Origin of the sequence: Bacillus sp. F2HM (assembly GCF_019266135.1) — a bacterium.
Taxonomy (GTDB): Bacteria; Bacillota; Bacilli; order Bacillales; family Bacillaceae; genus Bacillus; species Bacillus safensis.
This window is the reverse complement of record NZ_LRMO01000019.1, coordinates 1-21,829: the sequence shown is the minus strand read 5'-3', so window position 1 is coordinate 21,829 and position 21,829 is coordinate 1. Positions and strand designations below refer to the sequence as shown.

General features: G+C 41.1%; 24 protein-coding genes and 1 pseudogene. 10 read left to right on the top strand and 15 right to left on the bottom strand.

Annotated elements, in window-relative coordinates; all coding sequences use genetic code 11:
- Positions 1–118 precede the first annotated feature (118 nt).
- Complete coding sequence (locus tag AWT60_RS12415) at positions 119–565, top strand: ferritin-like domain-containing protein (protein ID WP_041110034.1); 447 nt, start codon at positions 119–121, stop codon at positions 563–565.
- 197 nt (positions 566–762) lie between these two features.
- On the opposite strand, the gene AWT60_RS12410 is transcribed toward AWT60_RS12415, so the two are convergent.
- From AWT60_RS12410 to AWT60_RS12400, 3 genes are read right to left on the bottom strand one after another with little or no spacing between them, the layout of a single operon-like run.
- On the bottom strand, positions 763–1,173 hold the full coding sequence (locus AWT60_RS12410) for a DoxX family protein (RefSeq protein WP_034282155.1): 411 nt from the start codon (positions 1,171–1,173) through the stop codon (positions 763–765).
- Between the two features lie 57 nt (positions 1,174–1,230).
- Positions 1,231–2,070: a M56 family metallopeptidase gene (locus AWT60_RS12405; protein WP_034282157.1), complete on the bottom strand. Its 840-nt coding sequence runs from the start codon at positions 2,068–2,070 to the stop codon at positions 1,231–1,233.
- On the bottom strand, positions 2,063–2,485 hold the full coding sequence (locus AWT60_RS12400) for a BlaI/MecI/CopY family transcriptional regulator (RefSeq protein WP_024425495.1): 423 nt from the start codon (positions 2,483–2,485) through the stop codon (positions 2,063–2,065). The genes AWT60_RS12405 and AWT60_RS12400 overlap by 8 nt, the downstream gene beginning before the upstream one ends.
- 266 nt (positions 2,486–2,751) lie before the next feature.
- On the opposite strand from AWT60_RS12400, the gene AWT60_RS12395 reads away from it, so the two are divergent.
- Entirely contained in the window at positions 2,752–3,897 is a 1,146-nt protein-coding gene (locus AWT60_RS12395) for an AbrB family transcriptional regulator (RefSeq protein WP_041110032.1), read from the top strand.
- 38 nt (positions 3,898–3,935) lie between these two features.
- Here the strand turns inward: AWT60_RS12395 and lepB are convergent, their stop codons facing one another.
- Together lepB and AWT60_RS12385 are read right to left on the bottom strand one after the other, a co-directional pair.
- Complete coding sequence (gene lepB / locus AWT60_RS12390; protein ID WP_041110030.1) at positions 3,936–4,448, bottom strand: signal peptidase I; 513 nt, start codon at positions 4,446–4,448, stop codon at positions 3,936–3,938.
- On the bottom strand, positions 4,448–5,065 hold the full coding sequence (locus tag AWT60_RS12385) for a TVP38/TMEM64 family protein (RefSeq protein ID WP_024425492.1): 618 nt from the start codon (positions 5,063–5,065) through the stop codon (positions 4,448–4,450). Before AWT60_RS12385 ends, lepB begins: the two co-directional genes overlap by 1 nt.
- Before the next feature lie 157 nt (positions 5,066–5,222).
- Here AWT60_RS12385 and AWT60_RS12380 point away from each other — a divergent pair, with 157 nt between their 5' ends.
- Entirely contained in the window at positions 5,223–5,585 is a 363-nt protein-coding gene (locus AWT60_RS12380; protein ID WP_041110028.1) for a YhjD family protein, read from the top strand.
- Positions 5,586–5,653: 68 nt separating this feature from the next.
- Here AWT60_RS12380 and AWT60_RS12375 read toward each other — a convergent pair whose 3' ends face one another.
- The 7 genes from AWT60_RS12375 to AWT60_RS12345 all read right to left on the bottom strand — a co-directional run bounded on the left by AWT60_RS12375 (position 5,654) and on the right by AWT60_RS12345 (position 12,031).
- A complete protein-coding gene (locus tag AWT60_RS12375; protein ID WP_041110026.1) occupies positions 5,654–6,607 on the bottom strand; it encodes an LCP family protein in 954 nt (317 codons plus the stop codon).
- A 138-nt stretch (positions 6,608–6,745) separates the two neighbouring features.
- Entirely contained in the window at positions 6,746–7,690 is a 945-nt protein-coding gene (locus tag AWT60_RS12370; RefSeq protein WP_041110024.1) for a siderophore ABC transporter substrate-binding protein, read from the bottom strand.
- 21 nt (positions 7,691–7,711) lie between these two features.
- Positions 7,712–8,470, bottom strand: coding sequence for an iron ABC transporter ATP-binding protein (locus AWT60_RS12365; RefSeq protein ID WP_041110022.1), 759 nt, complete (start codon positions 8,468–8,470; stop codon positions 7,712–7,714).
- On the bottom strand, positions 8,461–9,411 hold the full coding sequence (locus tag AWT60_RS12360) for an iron chelate uptake ABC transporter family permease subunit (RefSeq protein ID WP_041110020.1): 951 nt from the start codon (positions 9,409–9,411) through the stop codon (positions 8,461–8,463). Before AWT60_RS12360 ends, AWT60_RS12365 begins: the two co-directional genes overlap by 10 nt.
- A complete protein-coding gene (locus tag AWT60_RS12355) occupies positions 9,404–10,354 on the bottom strand; it encodes an ABC transporter permease (RefSeq protein ID WP_041110018.1) in 951 nt (316 codons plus the stop codon). Before AWT60_RS12355 ends, AWT60_RS12360 begins: the two co-directional genes overlap by 8 nt.
- A 163-nt stretch (positions 10,355–10,517) precedes the next feature.
- Complete coding sequence (locus AWT60_RS12350; protein ID WP_041110016.1) at positions 10,518–10,796, bottom strand: barstar family protein; 279 nt, start codon at positions 10,794–10,796, stop codon at positions 10,518–10,520.
- A 65-nt stretch (positions 10,797–10,861) separates the two neighbouring features.
- Entirely contained in the window at positions 10,862–12,031 is a 1,170-nt protein-coding gene (locus AWT60_RS12345) for an MFS transporter (RefSeq protein WP_163115314.1), read from the bottom strand.
- A gap of 145 nt (positions 12,032–12,176) precedes the next feature.
- On the opposite strand from AWT60_RS12345, the gene pdxR reads away from it, so the two are divergent.
- Entirely contained in the window at positions 12,177–13,616 is a 1,440-nt protein-coding gene (gene pdxR / locus AWT60_RS12340) for a MocR-like pyridoxine biosynthesis transcription factor PdxR (protein WP_218677311.1), read from the top strand.
- Positions 13,617–13,647: 31 nt separating this feature from the next.
- On the opposite strand, the gene AWT60_RS12335 is transcribed toward pdxR, so the two are convergent.
- Positions 13,648–14,130, bottom strand: a complete 483-nt coding sequence (locus AWT60_RS12335; RefSeq protein WP_087975630.1) for a hypothetical protein — start codon at positions 14,128–14,130, stop codon at positions 13,648–13,650.
- Between the two features lie 299 nt (positions 14,131–14,429).
- Positions 14,430–15,008, bottom strand: a complete 579-nt coding sequence (locus AWT60_RS12330) for a competence protein ComK (RefSeq protein WP_218677310.1) — start codon at positions 15,006–15,008, stop codon at positions 14,430–14,432.
- Between the two features lie 289 nt (positions 15,009–15,297).
- Between AWT60_RS12330 and AWT60_RS12325 the strand changes: the two genes are divergently transcribed.
- Positions 15,298–15,534, top strand: a complete 237-nt coding sequence (locus tag AWT60_RS12325; RefSeq protein ID WP_008348804.1) for an IDEAL domain-containing protein — start codon at positions 15,298–15,300, stop codon at positions 15,532–15,534.
- Positions 15,535–15,590: 56 nt separating this feature from the next.
- Here AWT60_RS12325 and AWT60_RS12320 read toward each other — a convergent pair whose 3' ends face one another.
- Positions 15,591–16,451, bottom strand: a complete 861-nt coding sequence (locus AWT60_RS12320) for an SDR family oxidoreductase (RefSeq protein ID WP_024425480.1) — start codon at positions 16,449–16,451, stop codon at positions 15,591–15,593.
- Positions 16,452–16,592: 141 nt separating this feature from the next.
- Between AWT60_RS12320 and AWT60_RS12315 the strand changes: the two genes are divergently transcribed.
- The 5 genes and pseudogenes from AWT60_RS12315 to AWT60_RS12300 all read left to right on the top strand — a co-directional run bounded on the left by AWT60_RS12315 (position 16,593) and on the right by AWT60_RS12300 (position 21,692).
- On the top strand, positions 16,593–18,125 hold the full coding sequence (locus AWT60_RS12315) for an FAD-dependent oxidoreductase (RefSeq protein WP_163115317.1): 1,533 nt from the start codon (positions 16,593–16,595) through the stop codon (positions 18,123–18,125).
- A 92-nt stretch (positions 18,126–18,217) separates the two neighbouring features.
- A pseudogene (locus tag AWT60_RS18820) lies at positions 18,218–18,757 on the top strand (protoglobin family protein); the annotation flags it as partial.
- A 144-nt stretch (positions 18,758–18,901) separates the two neighbouring features.
- Positions 18,902–19,513 (top strand): methyl-accepting chemotaxis protein, encoded by a 612-nt coding sequence (locus AWT60_RS18815; RefSeq protein ID WP_404841197.1) that lies wholly within the window; start codon positions 18,902–18,904, stop codon positions 19,511–19,513.
- A 61-nt stretch (positions 19,514–19,574) separates the two neighbouring features.
- Positions 19,575–20,159 carry a histidine phosphatase family protein gene (locus tag AWT60_RS12305; protein ID WP_087975635.1) on the top strand — a complete coding sequence of 195 codons (585 nt, stop codon included), beginning with the start codon at positions 19,575–19,577 and terminating at the stop codon, positions 20,157–20,159.
- Positions 20,160–20,546: 387 nt separating this feature from the next.
- Positions 20,547–21,692 (top strand): serine alkaline protease SapB, encoded by a 1,146-nt coding sequence (locus AWT60_RS12300; protein ID WP_218677309.1) that lies wholly within the window; start codon positions 20,547–20,549, stop codon positions 21,690–21,692.
- Positions 21,693–21,829 lie beyond the last annotated feature (137 nt).

Sequence of the window (21,829 nt, the reverse complement as noted above, 5' to 3'; positions counted from 1 at the left end):
AGCGAAAATAAAAGTAAATAGCTATTTTCCCCTTCTCCTTCCTAAAAAGATATAGGCACCTTTCCTTACTCTTCTCATATCATAAACCATCATGAACTCAAAGGAGGCTGGCAATATCATGTATTACGGTTATTATGACTACTCGCCATATGACATGCGCCAAAACACAAGAATCATTTCAGATCTTGAAAAAGCAATCAATGGTGAATATTCTGCGATCCAATGCTACGAAAAACTTGCCCAAAGAGCAAAAACTCCTGAGGCAAAAAAAATCATTCAAGAAATACGCCAGGATGAAGTCAGACACTATCAACTATTTTCAAAGCTGTATTATTCTTTAACAGGTAAAAGCCACAAACCAAGCGTAACAGAACCTTGTCCAGATCAATTTAGAGAAGGACTTCTTTTCGCATTTAAAGATGAACAAAGAACGGTCGATTTTTACTTAACGATATCAGATTATGTCCGGGATCAAGGAACAAAAGAGCTGATGAAACGTATCGCTCAAGATGAACAGCAGCATGCTGTATGGTTTTTATATCTTATAACGCACCATGTGTCTTAGATAGTCCTATTTTAATAGGAGATCGTATGTTCCGTCAAAAAATGAAATCGGCTTTTTGTTCATTCAATCTATCAAATAAAATACTATTCTCAACAAATCCCTCATCTCTTTCACTTTTTCAAACGTGAAAACGACAATTTGATAAATAAAAAAACTCCTCTACCACAAATAGCAGAAGGAGTTTTTTTCATGATCGTTTAATGAAATTTTGCTTCATTGCTTTGCTGCTGATGTTTTAGCAACCCATCAATGGACAGCATCTTACTGCCGCTGAGTGTTAAATAAAGCGCCATGACAAGCAGCGATAGTTCAAATTCATAACCGCCAACAAATCCTTTAGAAAAACCAACCGTAATAATCGCCACAGCCATAATTGGTACAAATAATGCTGCGAAAATACGTGTTCCTAGACCTAAAATCAAGGCGATACCACCGACCAGCTCAATTGTCTTTACAATATAGGCCATAAATTCCGGTACACCGATTTGTCCAAAGAATGCCGCTGTTCCCCCCAGACCTCCTTGATATGCCTGAAGTCCGTGTAGAAAGAAGATAATACCTAAAATAACACGTACAAAAAGTGTTCCTATTTCTTGATTCGTTTTCATATAGTGATTTCCTCCTGTTTTTACACTACATAATGTAATGTTAATAAGTAAAAAAAATTAGTAATTTAGGTTAAGCATAATCATTAAGGCCACCATGAGAATGGTTGATGTGACAATGGGAATGATGGGTACATTGAAAGGAATATTGTATGTTGGATTTAAGATCTTCTGTATTCTTAAATTCAATGCCCGATCTCCAAAGGATACCGCAAACTTCGTTTGTTTTTGAAACTGCGTTCTCTTTTTAATCAGTTTCAAAAGGGCTTGCCCTACTCCAAGCTCAGTGCCTGTCTGCCGAATCGCATAGTCATCTGCGATCACTTCACGAAAAACGGAATAGCTTTGTCTCATATGCTTTAACACTGGAATGTACCAAATGACTTTTGTGAGCATTGAGAATGTGAAGGCCTTTAAAGGATCATAGCTGTATTTGTGGTGTAATTCATGATAAACAACAGCGTCAATCTCCTCTTCATCCAGCATGTCCATGAGAGACGTTGATAAGTAGACCTTTGGGTGAAGCATCCCCATGGCGAAAGCAAGCGGTTCATGACAATGAAACACAATGATGTCGTTTGCATATTTTTCAGATAAAGATTCGGTCGAGTGGTAATCGACTGCAAGCATCAGATTTTGCTTGAATTGAATGTACGTTTTGATTTGCTTCGTCATATAGAAAATCGCAAATCCCAGTGTATAGAGGACTAAAGCATCTAGAAAATATTTCAAAGGAGTGAATCCATAGAATTCGAGAACAGACTGGCATACATGAATGAGATTATATGCTTGATTCCAGCCAAAAAAGCTTGAAAGCACGTAATAACCCATCTGATAAAAAATCGTTAAACCAATCAATATACCGCCTAAAAACAGCAGGCTCGATTTCATTTTATTCATTTTGCTGCTCCTCTTTTTTGGATGCCAGCCTTGCTTCAAGCACTTTGAGTAATTCAGGGTCAGCACTTTCAATTGCATCCACCATATGATTCACTGCCAGTGGACCAAAATCGTCCATCAGCCCTTGGGTAATCCATTTTGTCTGCTCATTTAGAAATTCTTCTTTTGTTAAAATGGGATTATAAATAGATGAACGCCCTTTTGTTTTCTTCTCGACAATTCCCTTTTCGGTTAAGCGGTTCAGCACAGTCATCACCGTGTTGAAATTAATCGGCTTCTCATCTGACAGCTTCTGCTGCACTTCTTTAATCGGCATATCCTCACCTTGATAAAGGATCTCCATAATCCTTCCCTCTAAAGGACCGAAAAAGCGATTCAATCCCTTTTCATTATATTTAAAAGAAGGAATTTTCATGTCATCACCTCACACTAAGCATTGTAGTGTAATTGAAAATGATAGTCAACAGATAACCAAAATAGGGGAAAATCGTTGCATATTACCTTGCTTTTTGGTAAAAATTACGAACCTATTTATATCAATAGGCTATCCGATTCACGATAAGATAATCTTATGAAAATGGTAAAAAAATTCGTATTTTATTTATAGAGACTTTTGTATTATAGTGAAGATAACAACATTTCACTTACTGAACAAATTTATAGGAAGAAGGTTTACATGTGATGAAACAAGGAAACAGCCTTCGAACCGATCTCATTTTGATCGCGATAAGCGGTTTAGGTGGATTTCTTTTGTCTTTAACAGGAATGTCTATTGGCTGGATGGTCGGTACATTAATCACAGCTGCATTTATTGCCATGCGACGTCCCACCCTGTTTCAGCGTAAAGGAAACAACACCTTGCGTATTCACAGCAGATGGCTACTCCTTGGTCAATTCATTCTCGGAATCGAACTCGGACAGAAAATGAACATGAAAGTTCTTCATATTTTCGCTGAACATTGGCTCCCTGTGAGTTTCATGCTCGTTTTTTCTATTCTACTGGCGATGCTCTCTGGCTTTGCCTTATGGAAGCTGAGTAAAACAGATATGCTGACCAGCTTTGTCGGAACAGCACCAGGCGGTTTATCTGCTATGCCAGGGATTGCCCAAGAGGTTGGAGCAAATACAGCCGTTGTCAGTCTCGTACAAACAACACGTGTATTAATGGTGGTACTCACCATCCCATTTACGGTGTTCTATTTAAATACAAAAAATCCAGCGGATGCAGCTGCAACCGTGCAAGGGAGCGCCTTTTCATCCGGCGTTTTCACCCTGTCAAATATCTCGTGGAGTATCGCACTTATTTTAGGTGCCTGGCTTATGTCACGCCTCGCGGTTCGGCTTCATTTCCCTGCCCCTTGGCTGATTGGCAGCATGTTAGGAGTTGCAGCTCTTCAAGTAGGTGCAGGTGCGCTCATAGGTCATGATTTGATTCCTTACTGGCCAGCACAAGCGAATATCGCATCACAGGTATTTCTAGGTGCAACCATCGGGTCAAAAATGAATAAACAGATGTTTGTCGGGCTAAAAAACACGTTAATTGTGGCCGTCGTCAGCTCAGCTGGGCTGATTGCTGCAACGGTTCTCAGTTCAATTGCCATTGCAGAGGTCACAGGCATTTCTGTCATTACAGCCATTCTTGCCTTTTCGCCTGGCGGTATTGCAGAAATGGCAACAACAGCAGTCACACTCCATGAGGACTCAACCTTTGTAGTAGCTGTACAAGTCGTTAGAATCATTCTTGTCATTGCGATGCTGCCACCGTTTTTTCGATTCTTACATCATGTCTGGGCAAAAAGACATCCTGAATATAAAGCCGCAAAATAAAAAAAGAGACGCTTTGCATGTGCAGAGCGCCTCTTTTTTTATTCATCCTGATTTCTTTTGACACCAACTACTTGATCCTTTGATATCGTTCCAAAATGCCGGCTGTCGAAGCTATGTATTCGGTTATCTCCGATCACGAAGTAATGGTTTTTTTTGATTTTATTTTGCCCTGTGATGGCTTTCAGCTGAAAATCTCCTGTCAGGACATTCCCCATTTTATGTTTTTTCTGCTCTTTTAAATAGGGTTCTTTCCATTTTGCCCCATCGACAAATAACTGATCATCTACATACTTGATCGATTCTCCTGGGAGCCCAATGACTCGTTTGATCAAAATTTGATTTTTGGGTCCGTGAAATAACACATAATCAAACCGATTAATTTTCGTGAGTTTTGGCGAGAACTTGTTGATTAATAATTCTGTTCCATCTGTAAATGTAGGGTCCATACTAACCCCTTCTACTTTATACTTCACAAACATGAAATTCTTTACCTGGAACAATAAGACGATGCATGTAATAATCATCAACCATAGCAATGGCTTCTTTTTCATTAAGAGCCTCCTTTGTCCTCACGCTTGCTCATTCGAATATTCAACCTATTTTCTACTCTCTTTCCAACATACCATAATAAAACGATAACTAGAACCGCAAAAACACTTCTTAACGGATTCTTTACTAAAGCAGAAAGATCATAACCGATAAAACTAATGATAAAGAGCATGACACACTTACCAGCTAAAGCAGCTAATGAAAATTGCCACATGCTAATTCTTGATAAGCCTGCGACAACATTGACAGCTGCAGAAGGTGTAAAAGGAAAACAGAGTAAAATAAATAACGGACCAAATCCCCGCTTCTCTACCCAAAGCATCAATTTCTTAATGGAAGGGTGTCTGCTGATAAAGTTCAGCATTCTCATCTGTCCAAATTTTCTGATCAGTAAAAAGACAAGAATAGACCCTGCACTTGCACCGATCCAGGTTAATAAAAAGCCTTCCCAAAGGCCGAATGCATTTGCATTGGCCACCGCAAACGCCACAAGTGGTAAAAACGGAAGAAATGCTTCAATCAGAGGAAGCAATATAGCGACAATTGGTCCAAAGGCCTTGTAGCTTTCAAAAAATGATGTGATATTTTCATGAGTAAATAGAGAAAGAAATGATGTCAACTTGTTTGACTCCTTCAAGGTTTGTCTACATTTCATTTTACATGGAAAACATAAAAATATACAAATGAATCCCACTCGCCCCCCTTGAGATTGTTTGACTCATTCGATATAATAAATAAGAACATTTGTTCTATCCATAAAGAAAGCAGGCTTGGACATGACAAGACTAACAAGAATACAGCTTCAGATGATGGAACAGGCCATCTTTCTTCCAATGGTCATCTCCATCCTCAATCGTGACCTGACACACTTAAAACAACATCAAACATTTAAACTAAATGAACCATACATTCAGCTTGTGACCTCTGTGTTAAAGGAAGCACAGAAAGCACTTTACGAACTGAAGCAGCATTTACGTAAAGAAAATATGAAAGTACAGCAAATTGAACACGATGAAGGATTTACAACGTATCTATTTATCATAAATGGCTATGAAGAAAAGCATAAATACTTTAATCCGCGTATACGTCATCGAGTAGAGGAACTGCTGACTGCATATTTTCTGCATCAAGCAAATTAACTTCTTGCTGAAATGCGGCGTGGTACCCATGCAAAAAAAGCCTGCCGCTGCGGCAGGCTCCTTCTTATTTATGATAATTCAAGCTGTTTTCTCAGCTCTGTTCTAACTTCTTCTAATCCTGGTCCATCTAACTCAAAGTAATATACATTCCCAGGCTGATAATCATGGCCCTTTAGCTGAATCGTATCAACTGATTTCAATGAGCTCAGTAATGGAAAAAGACCGATGAACTGTTTCATGGAAAGGTTGGTTGAGACATTATCACCAAGCGTATCAATGATGTTGTCGTATGACGGGATCGAAGAAATCGATTTAGATTTTTCAAAGATGGCTTGAAGTGCTTCCATTTGGCGCTTTCCGCGCATGAGATCACTATCAGCCTTTCTCGTTCTCACAAAGGCCAAAGCTTCTTCGCCATTCAGTCTATGAGTGCCTGTTTGCACTTGAACTTTTCCCTTTGAATCCTTTTCCATCTGTTTTGCGATACCTTCATCTTTAATCGTTACGTCAATTCCATTTAGCTCATCCACAATGTCTTGAAACGCCTTAAAGTTCCCTGAAATCACATAGTCTACAGGAATGTTCAACAAATTTTCGACCGTTTTGACTGACAAATCTGCACTCCCAAACGCATGGGCGTGAGCAATTTTATCATATCCTCTTCCCGGTATATCTACATAAGAATCACGAGGAATACTGAGAAGCTTAATGGTTTTGTCTGTTCGGTTCACCGCCGCCAGTAAGACCGCATCACTTCTTGCTTCATCTACCGTTTCACCTGGACGGCTGTCAATTCCAAGCAGCAGCACCGAAAAGCTGTCCTTTCCTGGATCAAAAGCTTTCACACGCTTTTGCGAAGTGTCTCCTCTTTCTAATGATACTTGCGCCTTATTCGACGCTTTTGAAATTTTATAGTATGCGTATCCAGTCACGGACACTGCCATCACCATGACAAATGCCATGATAAACAGCACGGCTTTTACCCAAGGCCTTAGTCTTCTTTTTGATCTTTTTTCCTTCATCCTTTCCGAACCCTCACTCTATCTTAGTCTATCAATGTAGGTTCCACTATAACATATTTAGATGAAAGTTTCCTGCACGCAACATATTTTTATGAATCCACAATAAAAAAGCCGCTCAAGATGAGCAGCTTTCGTTCATTATTTTTGGCTAATACCTTGTTTTACTTCACCAATCATGGCAGATAATGATTCAAGCCCGCCGCCGGATAGATACCACATGTCAGAGTTCAAATACACCACATGGTTGTTTTTGACCGCTTTGACTGATTTCACATAATCATTCTCAACAAGCTGTTTCGCAGACGTTTCTTCTCCGATCGCTGCGCCTCGATCAACGACAAATAGATAGTCTGGGTTCGTTTTGACCATGTATTCATACGAAATGCTTTGACCGTGTTTATCAGATGGCTCAAGCTTTTGATCTGCCGGTGTGATACCAAACACATCGTGGATGAGACCGTATCTTGACTTAGGTCCGAACGCTGTCATTTTGCTGTCGTTCGCCATGATCACCAGCCCATTTTTCTTTAACTCTTTTGCTTCTTTCTTTAAAGCATCCACTTTTTGATCAATGGCTGCAAGTTCTTCTTTAACTTTGTCTTCTTTATCAAAAATCTTGCCTAAAGTTTTGGCATTCTTTTTAAATGATTCCATATAATTGGCATTGTCTACATCCATATAAATCGTAGGGGCAATATTAGAAAATTCATCGAATGCATCTGCTTGACGGTGCTGGATAATGATTAAATCCGGCTTAATTTCTGCAATTTTTTCAAAGTTCGGCTCTTTTAATCCGCCGACATTTTCATATTTGTCTCCTTCATATTTAGATAAATATTTAGGCACCGCTTGTTTCGGTAAAGCTGTTACATTCACACCTAGTTTGTCTAACGTATCAAGGCTTCCCATATCAAACACGACCACTTTTTTCGGGTTTTTCTTGATCTTTACACCATCTTTATTCAGCATGTCTTTTACCGTGACGGTTTCCCCTTTTGTGCCTTCAGTTTTCCCTTGGTTCCCGCAGGCAGCGAGTACCACGATTGCTATTAATATAGTCATCATCCAAGTCCATTTTTTCATACGTAATCACCTCTTCATTTTTTAAGAAAAATATAAGCAAATACGCTCACCGCGAATAACTTCAATCGGTATGCGCATGTCATAAATTTGTTCAAGTGCTTCTGTTTGAATCACGTCGTCCACTCCACCTTCTTTAATGACCTGTCCATCTTTTAAGGCGACGATATGATCGGAATACACAGAGGCAAAGTTAATATCATGAAGAACCACAACAATTGTTTTCCCAAGATCTTTCACGAGCTGCTGAAAGAGCTTCATCATCTCGACAGAATGATTCATATCCAAATTGTTTAAAGGCTCATCTAAGAAAATATAATCTGTATCCTGCGCCAGCACCATTGCAATAAAAGCTCTTTGTCTTTGTCCACCGCTCAGTTCATCTACATATTGATGCTGGATATCGGCAAGCTTCATGTATTGGAGGGACACATCAATCATCTTCTCATCCTCTTTTGTCAGATGACCCTGCGAGTAAGGGAAACGGCCAAAGCTGACAAGCTCCCGAACGGTCAGCCGCACATTCATATGATTGGCCTGCTTTAAAATACTCATCTTCTTTGCAAGTTCCTGCGGAGGGTATGCACTATATGGCTTGTCTTCTAAATAAGCTGCACCTGAGTCTGGCTGAATCAGCCGGCTCATGATGGATAAAAGCGTGCTTTTCCCCGCACCATTCGGACCAATGAGAGACGTCAGCTGTCCCTTTTTCACACTGATCGTTGTGTCGTGAAGCACTGTTTTTCCGTTATACGCCTTACTGACGCCCTTCATCAAGACCATGAACGACTCTCCTTTAACAGTAAATAAATAAAATACAGTCCGCCGACTAAATCAATCAACACACTAAGCGGCGTTTGAAAAGTAAATACCTTTTCTACAAGAAATTCCCCGCCTACAAGGGCAATCACACTAATAAAAAAAGAGCCTAATAGCAAGTATGTATGCCGGTATGTCCGAAAAAGCTCTCGTGCGACGTTTACGGCGAGTAAGCCGAGGAACGTAATTGGTCCGACAAGTGCTGTTGCGATAGACACAAGGACAGCTATCACGATCAGCATCTTTTTTGTGATGCTGTCATAGTCAATGCCTAGATTTACCGCATGCTCCTTACCAAGAGACATGACATCTAATTTGGAGCGGAATGTCCAAATGTAAACACACAGCGCCGCAAATAAAACAGAAGCAATCAGTAAGATGTCCGTGTTCATGTGATTAAAGCTTGCAAAGGATTTATCCTGTACGACCTGATATTCATTCGGATCGATCAGCATTTCCATAAACGAAGAAAGACTTTTGAACAATGTCCCAAACACAATTCCAACAAGCAGAAGCAAGAAAATGTGTTTATTTTTGCGTTTGAACATGACTGTATACAGCAGTACAGAAAATAGGATCATCAGCCCAACGCAAAGGAAAAAATTAAAATTCTTATTGACGATCATTAAATGAGTCGACCCAAACACATAAATAATCGCTGTTTGCAAAAACAAGTACAGTGCGTCTAAACCCAATATGCTCGGCGTTAAGATTCGATTGTTGGTCAAAGTTTGAAAGACAACAGATGAAAAGGCAATCGCGCCTCCCGTTAATGTCATCGCAAGCACTTTCTTTAAACGGCTTGGGACTGTGTACGGCCAGTACCCCATTTGAAAGGTAATAAAAATTACGATCAACACGGCTGCAATGGCTGCAATCAGATATAATATACGTTTCTTATGCATAGCGTTTCCTCCTTAATAACATGTACAGGAAGATCGCACTCCCGATGATGCCTACCATGAGCCCAACTGATATTTCATATGGATAAATGATCACCCTTCCGAGCACATCACAAATCAGAACAAAAATAGCTCCTAGTAAAGCTGTATGCGGGAGGCTTTTTTTCAAGTGATCGCCGCGGTAGATCGAAACAATATTCGGAATGATTAATCCAAGGAATGGCAGCATCCCGACAGTTAAAATGGTGACAGACGTAATCATTGAAACGATCACCAAACCAACTGCCATCACACGTTTATACGTTAAACCTAAGTTGACAGCAAAGCTCTCGCCCATGCCTGCCACTGTAAAGCGGTCAGCATATAAATACGCAATGATCAACAGTGGAACGCTCACATAAAGCAGTTCATAACGCCCTTGGACAATAAGAGAAAAATCCCCTTGAAGCCATGCGGATACGTTTTGGATCAAATCATATTTATAGGCTATAAACGTAGATATTGAACTGACAATCCCCCCAAACATTAAGCCGACTAATGGTACATAAATCGTATCGTTCACCTTGATATGCCGCAGGATTTTTAAGAAAAGAAGATTCCCAGCTAAAGTAAATAGAAACGCAATCCCCATTTTCATAAGCGGATTCGCATGTGTAAAAACAAGCATTGCTACTAAAATACCAAGCTTCGCCCAATCCATCGTTCCTGCAGTGGTTGGTGAAACAAATTTATTCCTCGTCATGCTTTGCATAATAAAGCCGCATAAACTCAGGCTCATACCAGCAAGCACAATACTCACGAGACGCGGGAGGCGGCTTGAAACTAACGTGTGCACTTGTTCATCTGTTAAATGAAACAGCTGTAAAATGGACAGATCCTGTACACCCACAAACAGAGATATACATGCCAAACATACAAATAACAAACTTAATTGATACAACTTCATACAGGTTTCTCACTTTCTATCAAGCTCTATCCGCCATAAATGATTATCATTATCAATTAAGCGACAGTTCATATATTATCACATCTAGTGAAATATTCAATAGCGGTATAAAAAAGGCGAAAACTCAAAAAAAAACAGCCTGCGGCAGCGGCTGCTTTTTACATCATGATTGAATATTCAATTGAAATTGTCCTTTCAATTCCTCTTCTGCTTCTTGAAATAACTGACGCAAGTTCTCAGCATAATCACCAAGAGCGTCTTTGCTCGTTTGAAAATTCACCCATGTCAGTTCTACTGGAAGAGTCACCTCTCCTGTCAAACAGTCCCAAAGGGCATCAAGGTTTTTCCCGTAATAGTCAGGAAGGTGTAAAACTGTTTTTAGCTGGTCATGAAGCTCTTCTTGCGACCTGCACGCTGCGCCATCAAGCTGCACTTTTTTCATGTTCATCTTCCCCTCTCTTGCCTATATTTTAAACGAATTGGAGGAGAAAGAGAAAGATGGACATCTTACTTTTGTTTCTGCCTGACACCTGAGATCAAGAGAATGAGGCAGGCAGCCAAAACGATCAAGAGAAAGAGGGTTAACACGATCTGAGTACCGTATATATCAGCAAAGAGTCCAACAAAAACACTCGGAATACCAAGTCCTAAATAGGCAAACAAGTAATACCCTGCAACGGCTCTAGCCGCCTCCTTTTTCCCTCGCTCAACAATGAGCTGAAGGCCACCTAAATAAGTAAATCCATAGCAGGCAGTACCCGCCAGCATCGTTCCGGCAAGCACAAGGAAAATAGATCCGCTGCTTGCACCGTATAGTAAGAGGCCATATCCGCATGGAAGACAGATAAACCCCAAAAGGAGCGCTGTGCTGCTATTCATCTTGCGCACAAAGGGCTGCATCAGGACACCTGCCATATTAATTAAAAAGAGCGCTGGCCCTACCCACAATTCATAACCATTTAGTTTAAGCTGTGCTGGCAAAATCGAAATGACAAGGCCGCACACCGACCATGCGATAGCAATGGCTGCATTCGCCGGCATTGTTCCTTTTGGAAATCTTGGCATGTTCATCATCGGTTTACCTGAATCTCCTTGGACAGGTGGCACGAAAAAGAAGACACCCACAATGGTTAAGATCAAAAAAGCCAGCACAATCCAATAGCTAAGCGGCGTGAGGGACACACGCTGAAAAGAAAGAAGTGCCGTAAAAAGAGCACCGCCCCCAAATCCAACCGAACTGCATAGTGCAATAAAAGTTGGAATCCAGCCTGACTTCTCTGGATATAAAGCAATCAAATATGCGGTGCATGTTCCAACACTAAGACCAAGTCCGACACCTTGCAAAAGCCGGGCAGCAAAGAGCATCTGTATGGAAGGGTGGACAATCATCAACAAGGTGGCACATAACGAAAAGCTAAGCGCAACCAATAAAATCGGTTTGCGTCCAACCCGGTCAGAAATGCCGCCAAGAAAAAGCAAAACTGGAATAAGTCCGAAGACATACGCGGCAAATACAAGTGCTGTTGCCGCCTTTCCGTACCCTGCGTGTTCTGCATACGCCGTATAAAGGGGCACTTGCAGATTCACAGCAATCGTAATCATAAAAAGACCAAGTAAAACGAAAATAAACGGGATGATGGATAGGTGTGCCGTTTCCTCTTTTGATGCTGGGATCATTTGACTCTCTCCTCTATGTCATTGCATATGAGAACAGTGTACACACCATTTGGCTTACTTCCTACATCCAAAAAAGACACTATTGACCAGTCCATAATTCCGTGTCATCATCATGTTATGACGTGACAATGAGAGAAGGTGCACGATGTATATTCATTTAGACCGTTCAAGCGCTACTCCGCTCTGGCAGCAAATCGTGACTGAGATCATTCAAAAAATTCATACACAAAAACTGCATCCTGACGATCAGTTAACACCGACAAGAGTGTTAGCACAGGAGCTTAATGTATCAAGATCAACCGTACAGCTTGCCTATGATGAGCTGCTGGCAAGAGGTTACGTGAGCACATCTAGAAGAGGCGGTACCAAGGTCATTTCAAGCGATCAATATACAGCTTCCCCTCCCTATCAAAGTGAACCGCCTTTTTCACCTCCGATAAGACCTCACTTTGAAGAGGCCGAAAAACAAATGGATCATTGGCTGTCAGCCAATCAATTTCATGAGAAGCTTGATATTGATTTTCGTCATCAGGAGCCAGCCATCGACGACCACTTTCAAAACATATGGAAACGCTCGCTCATGAAAGCATTACAGCGATTAGATATGAAGGATTGGGGCTATTCCTCTCCGCATGGATTATGGGAAGTACGTTCAGAAATACGCCAATATTTATCTGTAGAACGCGGGATTGATGTAGAAGAAGATCAAATGGTGTTAACAGGTGGCACGCAGCAAGCCATTGATTTGATTTCACAGGTATTGCTTAAAAAAGGTGATACAGTGGCTGTTGAAGATCCAGGTTTCCCTGGGGCAAGGCTGTCGTTTATGCATCGCGAAATGAACATTCACCCCGCACCAGTTGATGAAGAAGGAATGGTGGTGAACACATTGCCCCGGCGAACAAAACTGATTGCTGTGACGCCCTCCCATCAGCGTCCAACTGGAGTATGTATGAGTGTAAACAGAAGGCAGCAGCTGCTGAAGTTTGCTGTCAGCCATCAGTCTTATATATTAGAGGACGATTTTGATGGAGATTATCGTTACCATGGCGGGCCGCTCCCCTCCCTATTTTCAGAAGCACCCGAGCATGTGATTTACATCTTAAGCTTCTCAAAAGTGCTGGCACCTGGCATCCGCCTGGCTGCCATTGTCGGCTCCAAAGCAGTCATGAAAGAAATTGCCGCACTGCAATCACTCATTCAAAGGCAGCTGCCCATCATGGAACAAATCACACTCGCTTCTTTTTTCAAAGAAGGAGAATTCACGCGGTATGTCAGGCGAATGAGACAGCTGTATAAAAAAAGACAGGCAGCCATGATGGAAGCCCTTTTGACACATCACTTTGACAAACACTTCCGTATCTACGGAACCGATACGGGCCTTCATGTCTTTTTAGAAGGAGCGCAAGACTTTGATGAAAAAGGAAGCATTGAGGCAGCAAAAGCAGCTGGCGTTGGCATTTATCCATTAAGTCCTTATTGTTTTGAAAGCAGTCGAAAGGGATTACTGCTAGGATTCGCCTGTACGGACGAAAGCATGATTCAAGAGGGCGTTCGCCGTTTAAAGAAAATCCTTCACATCTAAAAAAGCCTGGAAGGTTTACTTCCAGGCTTTTTTAGGATGATTGCTGAATCTGACCTATTTCTTCAATAAATGCGGCTGTCTGCTGCAAGCCATCCTGAAAATGATGGGTAGCGGAAATAAACAGCTTTTCTTGATCGGGATGCTTCAAGAGCTTTTCCACCTTACTAATCCCTTTTTCAAATGAAGCAAGGCCTGTCTTTAATTGTTGATCGGCCTTTTGATAAGCGGCTGGAACTTCTTGATGATCCAGCCCTTTTTGAATCACACGATCAAATGCTTTCGTCGCTTCTGTCAATTTTTTATTTGTTTGGATCTTTCCATGTCCATCTGAGATAAACTGATCTGTCATATTTTCATATGCTTTATTTAACTCATCCATATAAGACTGCACCCATTGTTCATAAGCAGCTTCTTTTGTGTCTTGCTTTGAAGGCGGCTGACCTGCTTGCTGACAGGCTGCTAGTAATGTCAAAGTTAGGATAAATAGCAGCACCAAATGTGATTGTTTTTTCATACAGAGCCTCCATTTCTTCATCCCATTCGTTCATATCGGTCAAATATATGCATCCTTTACCACATAAGATTTCTTTTATTGTAACAGACAAGCTCGTGTCACTTCTGTGATTTATGAGTAAATGGATGAAAATATGTCTAAGGATTCACATTTCCCTGTCATTTCCCAATACAACCAATAGACGACGAGACATACGTATTTGGTTTCAATGAATTCATCTTTATGATGTAGCGGCGCCTTTTTGCATTGCATTCATGCTTGATAAGAAATCCAGCGGCTGTTCTGCCGCTGGATTTTGACTAATATCTGTTGCGAAGCTCCCTTAATATAAAATCGTATACGAGATTGAGCTGCTGTTCCTTTGGAAACAGCATAAATTCTTGTTTCTTCGGAAGACCTCCATCAAGACGATCTTGAAATTTCGTTCGGAGATATGCTGTCCGGTGCACCTGACTCTCAAATGATTTATATGAGACATCAAGTTTGACGGTTTGCTCATTTGTAAAGGTGACCACCGTGTCTCCGAGGGATGATTCTTGGAAGGTATGAATGTATTTGTGGGAGATCCAGCCGCACTGAGGACGGTTGGATGAATAGGTTGGGAAAAAGTATAGATGATTGGATGAGTCAATCACAATTGGGGGTTTGTGAGAAATTCCTGTTACTTCGTATGTTCCCGCCTTTCTGCCTGCATAGCTTGAGCCGAAGAATCTGCAGCTGCGTTCAATAATTTGCAGGGGCTTTAATTCAACGTAAAAGCTTGTCTCTCTTTCTATGACTTTTGAATATACTCTTTTTCCTTCTTCAACTGGAAGGACCGCCATTGTTGTTTGATTAATGACGTATGAATCTAAAGGTGTTTCACTAATTCCTGACACTTCATTTCCTCCTGTGTTAATATTTGGTTATTTAAGATACTATTAATCTATCACCAACATATAAGAAACGACAGGATTTTTTCAAAATTTATTAAAAATCATCTTTTTATCATATTTTTTAGTCCATTCGATCTATCGAAAAGCCATTTTTAAAGATATATCCCATCCTGTCGATTGGACAAGAGGTGTCGATTCTGCTCAAAAATAAATTGTCTAAAAATTATAAATTCTTGTTGATTTTTTCTCCGCCAATCCATATACTATAAAAAAGGCATCGGGGGGATTCTTTATGAAAGAGAAAAAAACGTACGCTGAGCTCATGAAGTCCCGCAACACCCAAAAAACCGAAGAAAACGGCGTCACCATTTTAGACATCTATATTCAAATGGTTTTAGATGAGGCGCTTTATAAACAGCGCTTAACCTTCTTAAGAGAAGAGATTGATAAGGCACTGGATCAGCGTGATGAAAAGCGATTCAATGACCTGTCAGCTCAATATGCAGAACACTGCTTACATCAATCATGATGATTTTACTTGCGGCAGAGAGACATCAACTCGTCTCTTTACCGCAAGTTTTTTGTTTATCCATTTAAAATGGTCCCGCCATTCACATGCAGCATTTGTCCATTCATATAAGATGAGTCTTCGCTCGCTAAAAATAAATAACTTGGCGCAAGCTCTACTGGCTCACCAGGACGTTCCATTGGGACATCTCCGCCAAATTCAGAGACTTCTTTTTCCGTAAAGGTTGAGGGAATCAGTGGTGTCCAAATAGGGCCAGGAGCTACTCCATTCACTCTAATCCCTTGTTTAATTAGCGATAAAGATAATGATCTCGTAAAGGTTACGACCGCCCCTTTTGTGGATGAATAATCGATCAATGTTTCATGCCCTTTATAGGCGGTGACAGATGCTGTATTAATGATACTGCTTCCTTTTTTTAAATGAGGAAGAACAGCCTTTGTTAAATAAAACATGGCAAAAATATTCGTTTGAAACGTCCGAAGAAGCTGATGCGAGGTAATTTGCTCAATGCTTTTTTGCGGATGCTGTTCCCCGGCGTTATTCACCAAAATATCAATGGAACCGAAGGCATCTTTTGTTTTTTTGACGACCTCATTCGAAAAAGCCTCATCCCCTAAATCACCTGCAATTAAAATGACACGGCCTCCCGCTTTCTCAATATAGTCCTTCGTCTCCTCGGCGTCACGATGTTCACTTAAGTAAACAATGGCGACATTGGCACCTTCTTTCGCAAATAAGACAGAAACTGCTCTTCCAATCCCGCTGTCTCCACCTGTCACAATGGCTGTTTTTCCTGCTAACTTTTTGTCCTGCACCTCACGATCAAAGACAGGTCTAGGGTTCATTTTATATTCAAGACCCGGACGTTCATTTTGGTGCTGAGGCGGTAATGTTTTCTTCGGCTGCTTTGTTGACACGTTAGTCCACTCCTTCCTTTTATCTTGTTTATTTTTATGTGCTGGCGGCTTTTTTATGTATGGCACCCCTGTTTCCTTTCTGATGTATGATTTTCAGCATTGTGGAAAAATTATACACAACAAGTCAATGGAGGCGACAACATGGAACAAGAACATAAAGGAATGGAACAGGCAAAATCATTATGGCTGGCGGACAGTCAGAAACATTCTTTTCCTTCTGTCAGTGAAGATCTCACAGCAGATGTGATCATTGTCGGCGGCGGTATTACCGGTATCGCTGCGGCGTTTGAAATGACAGAGCGAGGATTAGATGTAATTATCATTGATGCCGAACAATTGCTGCAAGGCACGACCGGACACACAACGGCTAAAATCACCTCACAGCATGATGTGTACTATTATGAGCTGATTCAACAAATTGGGATGCCAAAAGCACGTTTGTATGTAGAAGCAAATGAGAAAGCAAAAGACCTCATTCAAGCTCGTATCAAAGAGCACGACATCGATTGTCAGCTAGAGATAAAAGATGCTTACCTTTATACAAAGGAAGAAAGCGGTGTAAAAAAGTTAAAGAAGGAATTAGATGCCTACAAACAGCTTGGTATTGACCGAGAATGGAAAACAAAGCTTCCTTTTGACGCTGACATCAAAGCAGCCCTTGCGATGACCAAGCAGGCACAGTTTCATCCCCTTCATTATCTCAATGCGCTAATCGACAAGCTCCTAGAGCGAGGTGTACGTATCTTTGAACAAACAACCGCTGTTAATATAAAAGAAGGGAACCGCCCTGCTGTCGTCACAAAAAGCGGACATCATCTGACAGGGCGCTATGTCATTTCATGTTCACACTTTCCTTTTTATGATGGAAAAGGACTTTATTTCACCCGAATTCATCCAGAGCAATCCTATGTCGTAGCAGCTAGAACAACCAAACCACTCCCAGACGGAATGTACCTAGGAATTGACCAGCCTGCTCACTCTTTAAGAACAGCAGAATGGCACGGTGAAGAAGTAGTCCTCATCGGAGGAGAAGGCCATAAAACTGGACAAGGCGGAGATGAATCCGCTCACTATGAAGGACTAGAAACGTTTGGAGACGCCACCCTTGGAATAGAAGAGGTGCTGTATCGCTGGTCGACACACGATATGGTCACAATGGATCAAATCCCTTACATTGGCCGCCTGACCAAACACCACCAGAATATCTTTGTAGCAACCGGCTTTAGAAAATGGGGTATGACCACAAGCCACGTCGCAGCCACTCTTATCGGTGATTTAATTGAAGGAAAATCGAATCCATATGAATCAATCTTTACGCCATCAAGACCTGTTACTGACTCTTTCGTCAAAGATTTCGTTAAAGAAAATGCCAATGTCGCTACCAAGCTGATCAGTGGTAAATTCAAACGAACTGATCAAACAATCGATGATTTAAAACCAGGCGAGGGCGGCATTATCTCGTATGAACATAAAAGGTGCGGCGCCTATAAATCAGAGGATGGGAATGTCTTTCTAGTCGATACAACGTGTACTCACCTAGGCTGTGAAGTGGCTTGGAATAATAGTGACCGCACTTGGGATTGCCCGTGCCACGGTTCACGTTTTTCCATTACTGGAGAAGTAGTAGAAGGCCCTGCTAAAAAACCACTAAAAAGGTCATATAAAGAACAGTGAAATTTCACTCGTCCCCCCTTTAAAAAATCCAATATTATCCGATAAAAAACATAAAGTCTGATATTTTTGATGATTATGGGGGGACAAACACATTGTTATTTAAAAAAGAACCGAAAAGAAAAAACACTGCTTTTTTCACACAGCAGGATGATGGGATAAAACGAATCAACTTCTCGAACAATACGGACATCGCCAAACAAATCAAAATGATTGACCTGACGCAGCATGACCTATTGATATTAAAGCAGCTCAATCCAATTGTTCAGGATGATATTGCACATATTGTTGATAAGTTTTATAAAAATTTAGAAGTCGAGTCTTCCTTGATGCATATCATTCAAGACAATAGTTCTGTCGATCGTTTGAAAAAAACACTCCGCATTCATATTAGCGAAATGTTTGCAGGTGTGATTGACGAAGCCTATGTGGCAAAACGCATTAAAATTGCGCAAGTTCATTTACGGATTGGACTCCAGCCTAAATGGTACATGGCAGCATTCCAAGACCTTCTGCTATCCATTATGGATTTATTCGCTAACCATATCCAAGATTTCAAAGAATATCAGACAGCGGTCAAAGCGACGACGAAAATTTTAAATTTAGAACAGCAGTTAGTCCTAGATACATTCCAAAATGAATATTCTAAAATTCGTGATGAAGCAGAAGAGCAGCAGCAGGAGCTTCATACAAAAATCACAGAGACTTCAAATTCGCTTGCTTCGCTCTTCTCAAACACAACAAGTGCAGTCGACAAGCTTGTCTCAAAATCGGATGAGATGGCGGACATGTCACAAGCTGGAACACAAATTTCAGCACAAGTCGAAGAAAAATCAATCGGCGGTAAAAAAGAATTAGAAATTCAGCAAACACAAATGAACCAAATTGATGGCAGCATGACAAAAATTGAAACAGAAATTAAGCGCCTTGAAGAAATCGCCAAACAAATTGAACAAATCTTTGGGATTGTCACAGGCATTGCAGAGCAGACGAACTTGTTATCTTTAAATGCCTCAATCGAATCTGCACGAGCAGGTGAACATGGAAAAGGTTTTGCTGTGGTTGCAAACGAGGTACGCAAATTATCAGAGGACACCAAGAAAACGGTTTCAACTGTATCTGAACTTGTCAACAATACCAATTCACAAATCGCCATTGTTTCTCAGCACATTGCGGACGTGAATCTACTTGTGACAGACAGTAAAGAAAAAATGACACAAATCAATTCACTCTTTGATGATATCGTCAGCAGCATGAACTTAAGCAAAAACCAAAACGGAAAAATTGAAATTGACCTTCAGACCTTCCTTAACGAATTGAAGGAAGTCAAACAAACGGTGTCTCAAGTCGCAAGCTCCGTCGAATCCTTAACAAGCCTGACAAATCGCTAATACAGTCTTTTTTCTTCTACTTTAGTATAATAGAAGAAAAGATAGAAAAGGCGGGATTTGATTGACAACAATTTGCCTAGTCAGACACGGGGAAACAGATTGGAATGCAGCGAAACGAATTCAAGGACGAACAGATATCCCTTTAAACGATACAGGTAAATGGCAGGCTGAACAAACTGGACTTTACTTAAAGGATGTCCATTGGGATGTTGTCATTTCCAGTCCACTAACAAGGGCAAAAGAAACAGCACACTTGATTTTAAATCATGTCCATGCCCCACTTGTCATCATGGATGATTTTATAGAACGAGATTATGGTGACGCTGAAGGCATGTCGTTTGAGGAGCGTCAGAAGCTGTTTCCAGATAAACAGTATCCAAATATGGAACCAATTGAGACGATTCAAAACCGAATGCTAGAAGGTATTGAGAAAGTCAGAGCCGCCTATCCAGATCAACATGTCCTGATCGTGGCTCACGGAGCTGCTATCCATGCTTTACTCACCACTTTGGCTGATGAACATATGGGTCTACAGAACACGAGACTTGTTAATGCTTGCTTAAATTATGTGGAATGGTCAGATGGTAAATGGAAGGTCCGTGAATACAACGTGGTCAGCCATTTAACTCAATCCGCCCCTTCTTAAAGAGCCTGTTATCTGAGCAGGTTCTTTTTTATGACAAAAACAATGATAAAATAATATTTTTTTATATCGAAATTCGAAATAGATGCTAGACGATTCTACCTATTTTATGGCTTTTCGGGTATCGAATATTTAACCGGAAATGGATCATGAGAAAAAAAGCACACTCCCTTTTTAATAGATTATCGCTGAAACGATAGAATAAACATATTTTACCACCGGTTCCAAGTGACTTAATTCCCCAATTTTCGCTAGGACTTTCACAAAAATTCGGGTCTACTCTTATTTGCCTACTTCCCTTAAACTGAATATACAGAATAATCAAACGGTTCATTCTTATAGACTACGGATGATTATTCTGAAATAAGAAAAAAGGGATGTGGAATGTGCGTGAAAAAGAAAAATGTGATGACAAGTGTTTTATTGGCTGTCCCTCTTCTGTTTTCAGCAGGGTTTGGAGGATCCATGGCAAATGCCGAGACGGTCTCCAAAACAGATAGTGAAAAAAGCTATATTGTTGGTTTTAAAGCCTCTGCCACCACAAACAGCTCTAAGAAACAAGCTGTCGTTCAAAATGGTGGAAAACTAGAAAAACAATACCGCCTCATTAATGCTGCACAAGTGAAAATGTCCGAACAAGCCGCCCAAAAACTTGAACATGACCCTAGCATTGCTTACGTAGAAGAAGACCATAAAGCAGAAGCATATGCACAAACCGTCCCTTATGGAATCCCTCAAATCAAAGCTCCAGCTGTACACGCTCAAGGTTATAAAGGTGCTAATGTCAAAGTAGCTGTCCTTGATACTGGAATCCACGCTGCACACCCTGACTTAAATGTTGCAGGCGGTGCGAGCTTCGTCCCTTCAGAGCCAAATGCCACCCAAGACTTTCAATCACATGGAACTCACGTAGCTGGAACCATTGCTGCCCTTGATAACACAATTGGTGTTCTTGGGGTCGCTCCAAGCGCTTCCCTATATGCTGTGAAAGTATTAGACCGTAATGGCGACGGACAATACAGCTGGATTATTAGCGGTATTGAATGGGCTGTAGCCAATAACATGGATGTCATCAATATGAGTTTAGGCGGAGCAAGCGGTTCAACAGCACTTAAAAATGCCGTTGATACAGCAAACAGCCGCGGAGTCGTTGTTGTTGCCGCCGCAGGTAATTCAGGCTCTAGTGGCTCTAGAAGTACAGTTGGCTATCCAGCCAAATACGAGTCTACAATTGCTGTTGCCAATGTAAACAGTAACAATGTCAGAAACTCATCTTCTAGCGCAGGTCCTGAATTAGATGTTTCTGCACCTGGTACTTCTATTTTAAGTACAGTGCCAAGCAGTGGATACACTTCTTATACTGGAACATCTATGGCGTCTCCTCATGTAGCAGGAGCAGCAGCGCTTATTCTTTCTAAAAACCCGAACCTAACAAATTCACAGGTTCGCCAGCGCTTAGAAAATACAGCGACACCGCTTGGTGACTCATTCTATTATGGAAAAGGGTTAATCAACGTTCAAGCTGCTTCTAACTAACCAAGTGTGATAAAAAAATCCGGCTGATCCAGCCGGATTCAGCGCGTAGACAAACCCTCGCATTCGGTGTCAGTCCTGCGAGCCGGTGCTCACGAATGCTCAATTCGCTCCGCTCCGGTACTCGTCCTTCCTAGACT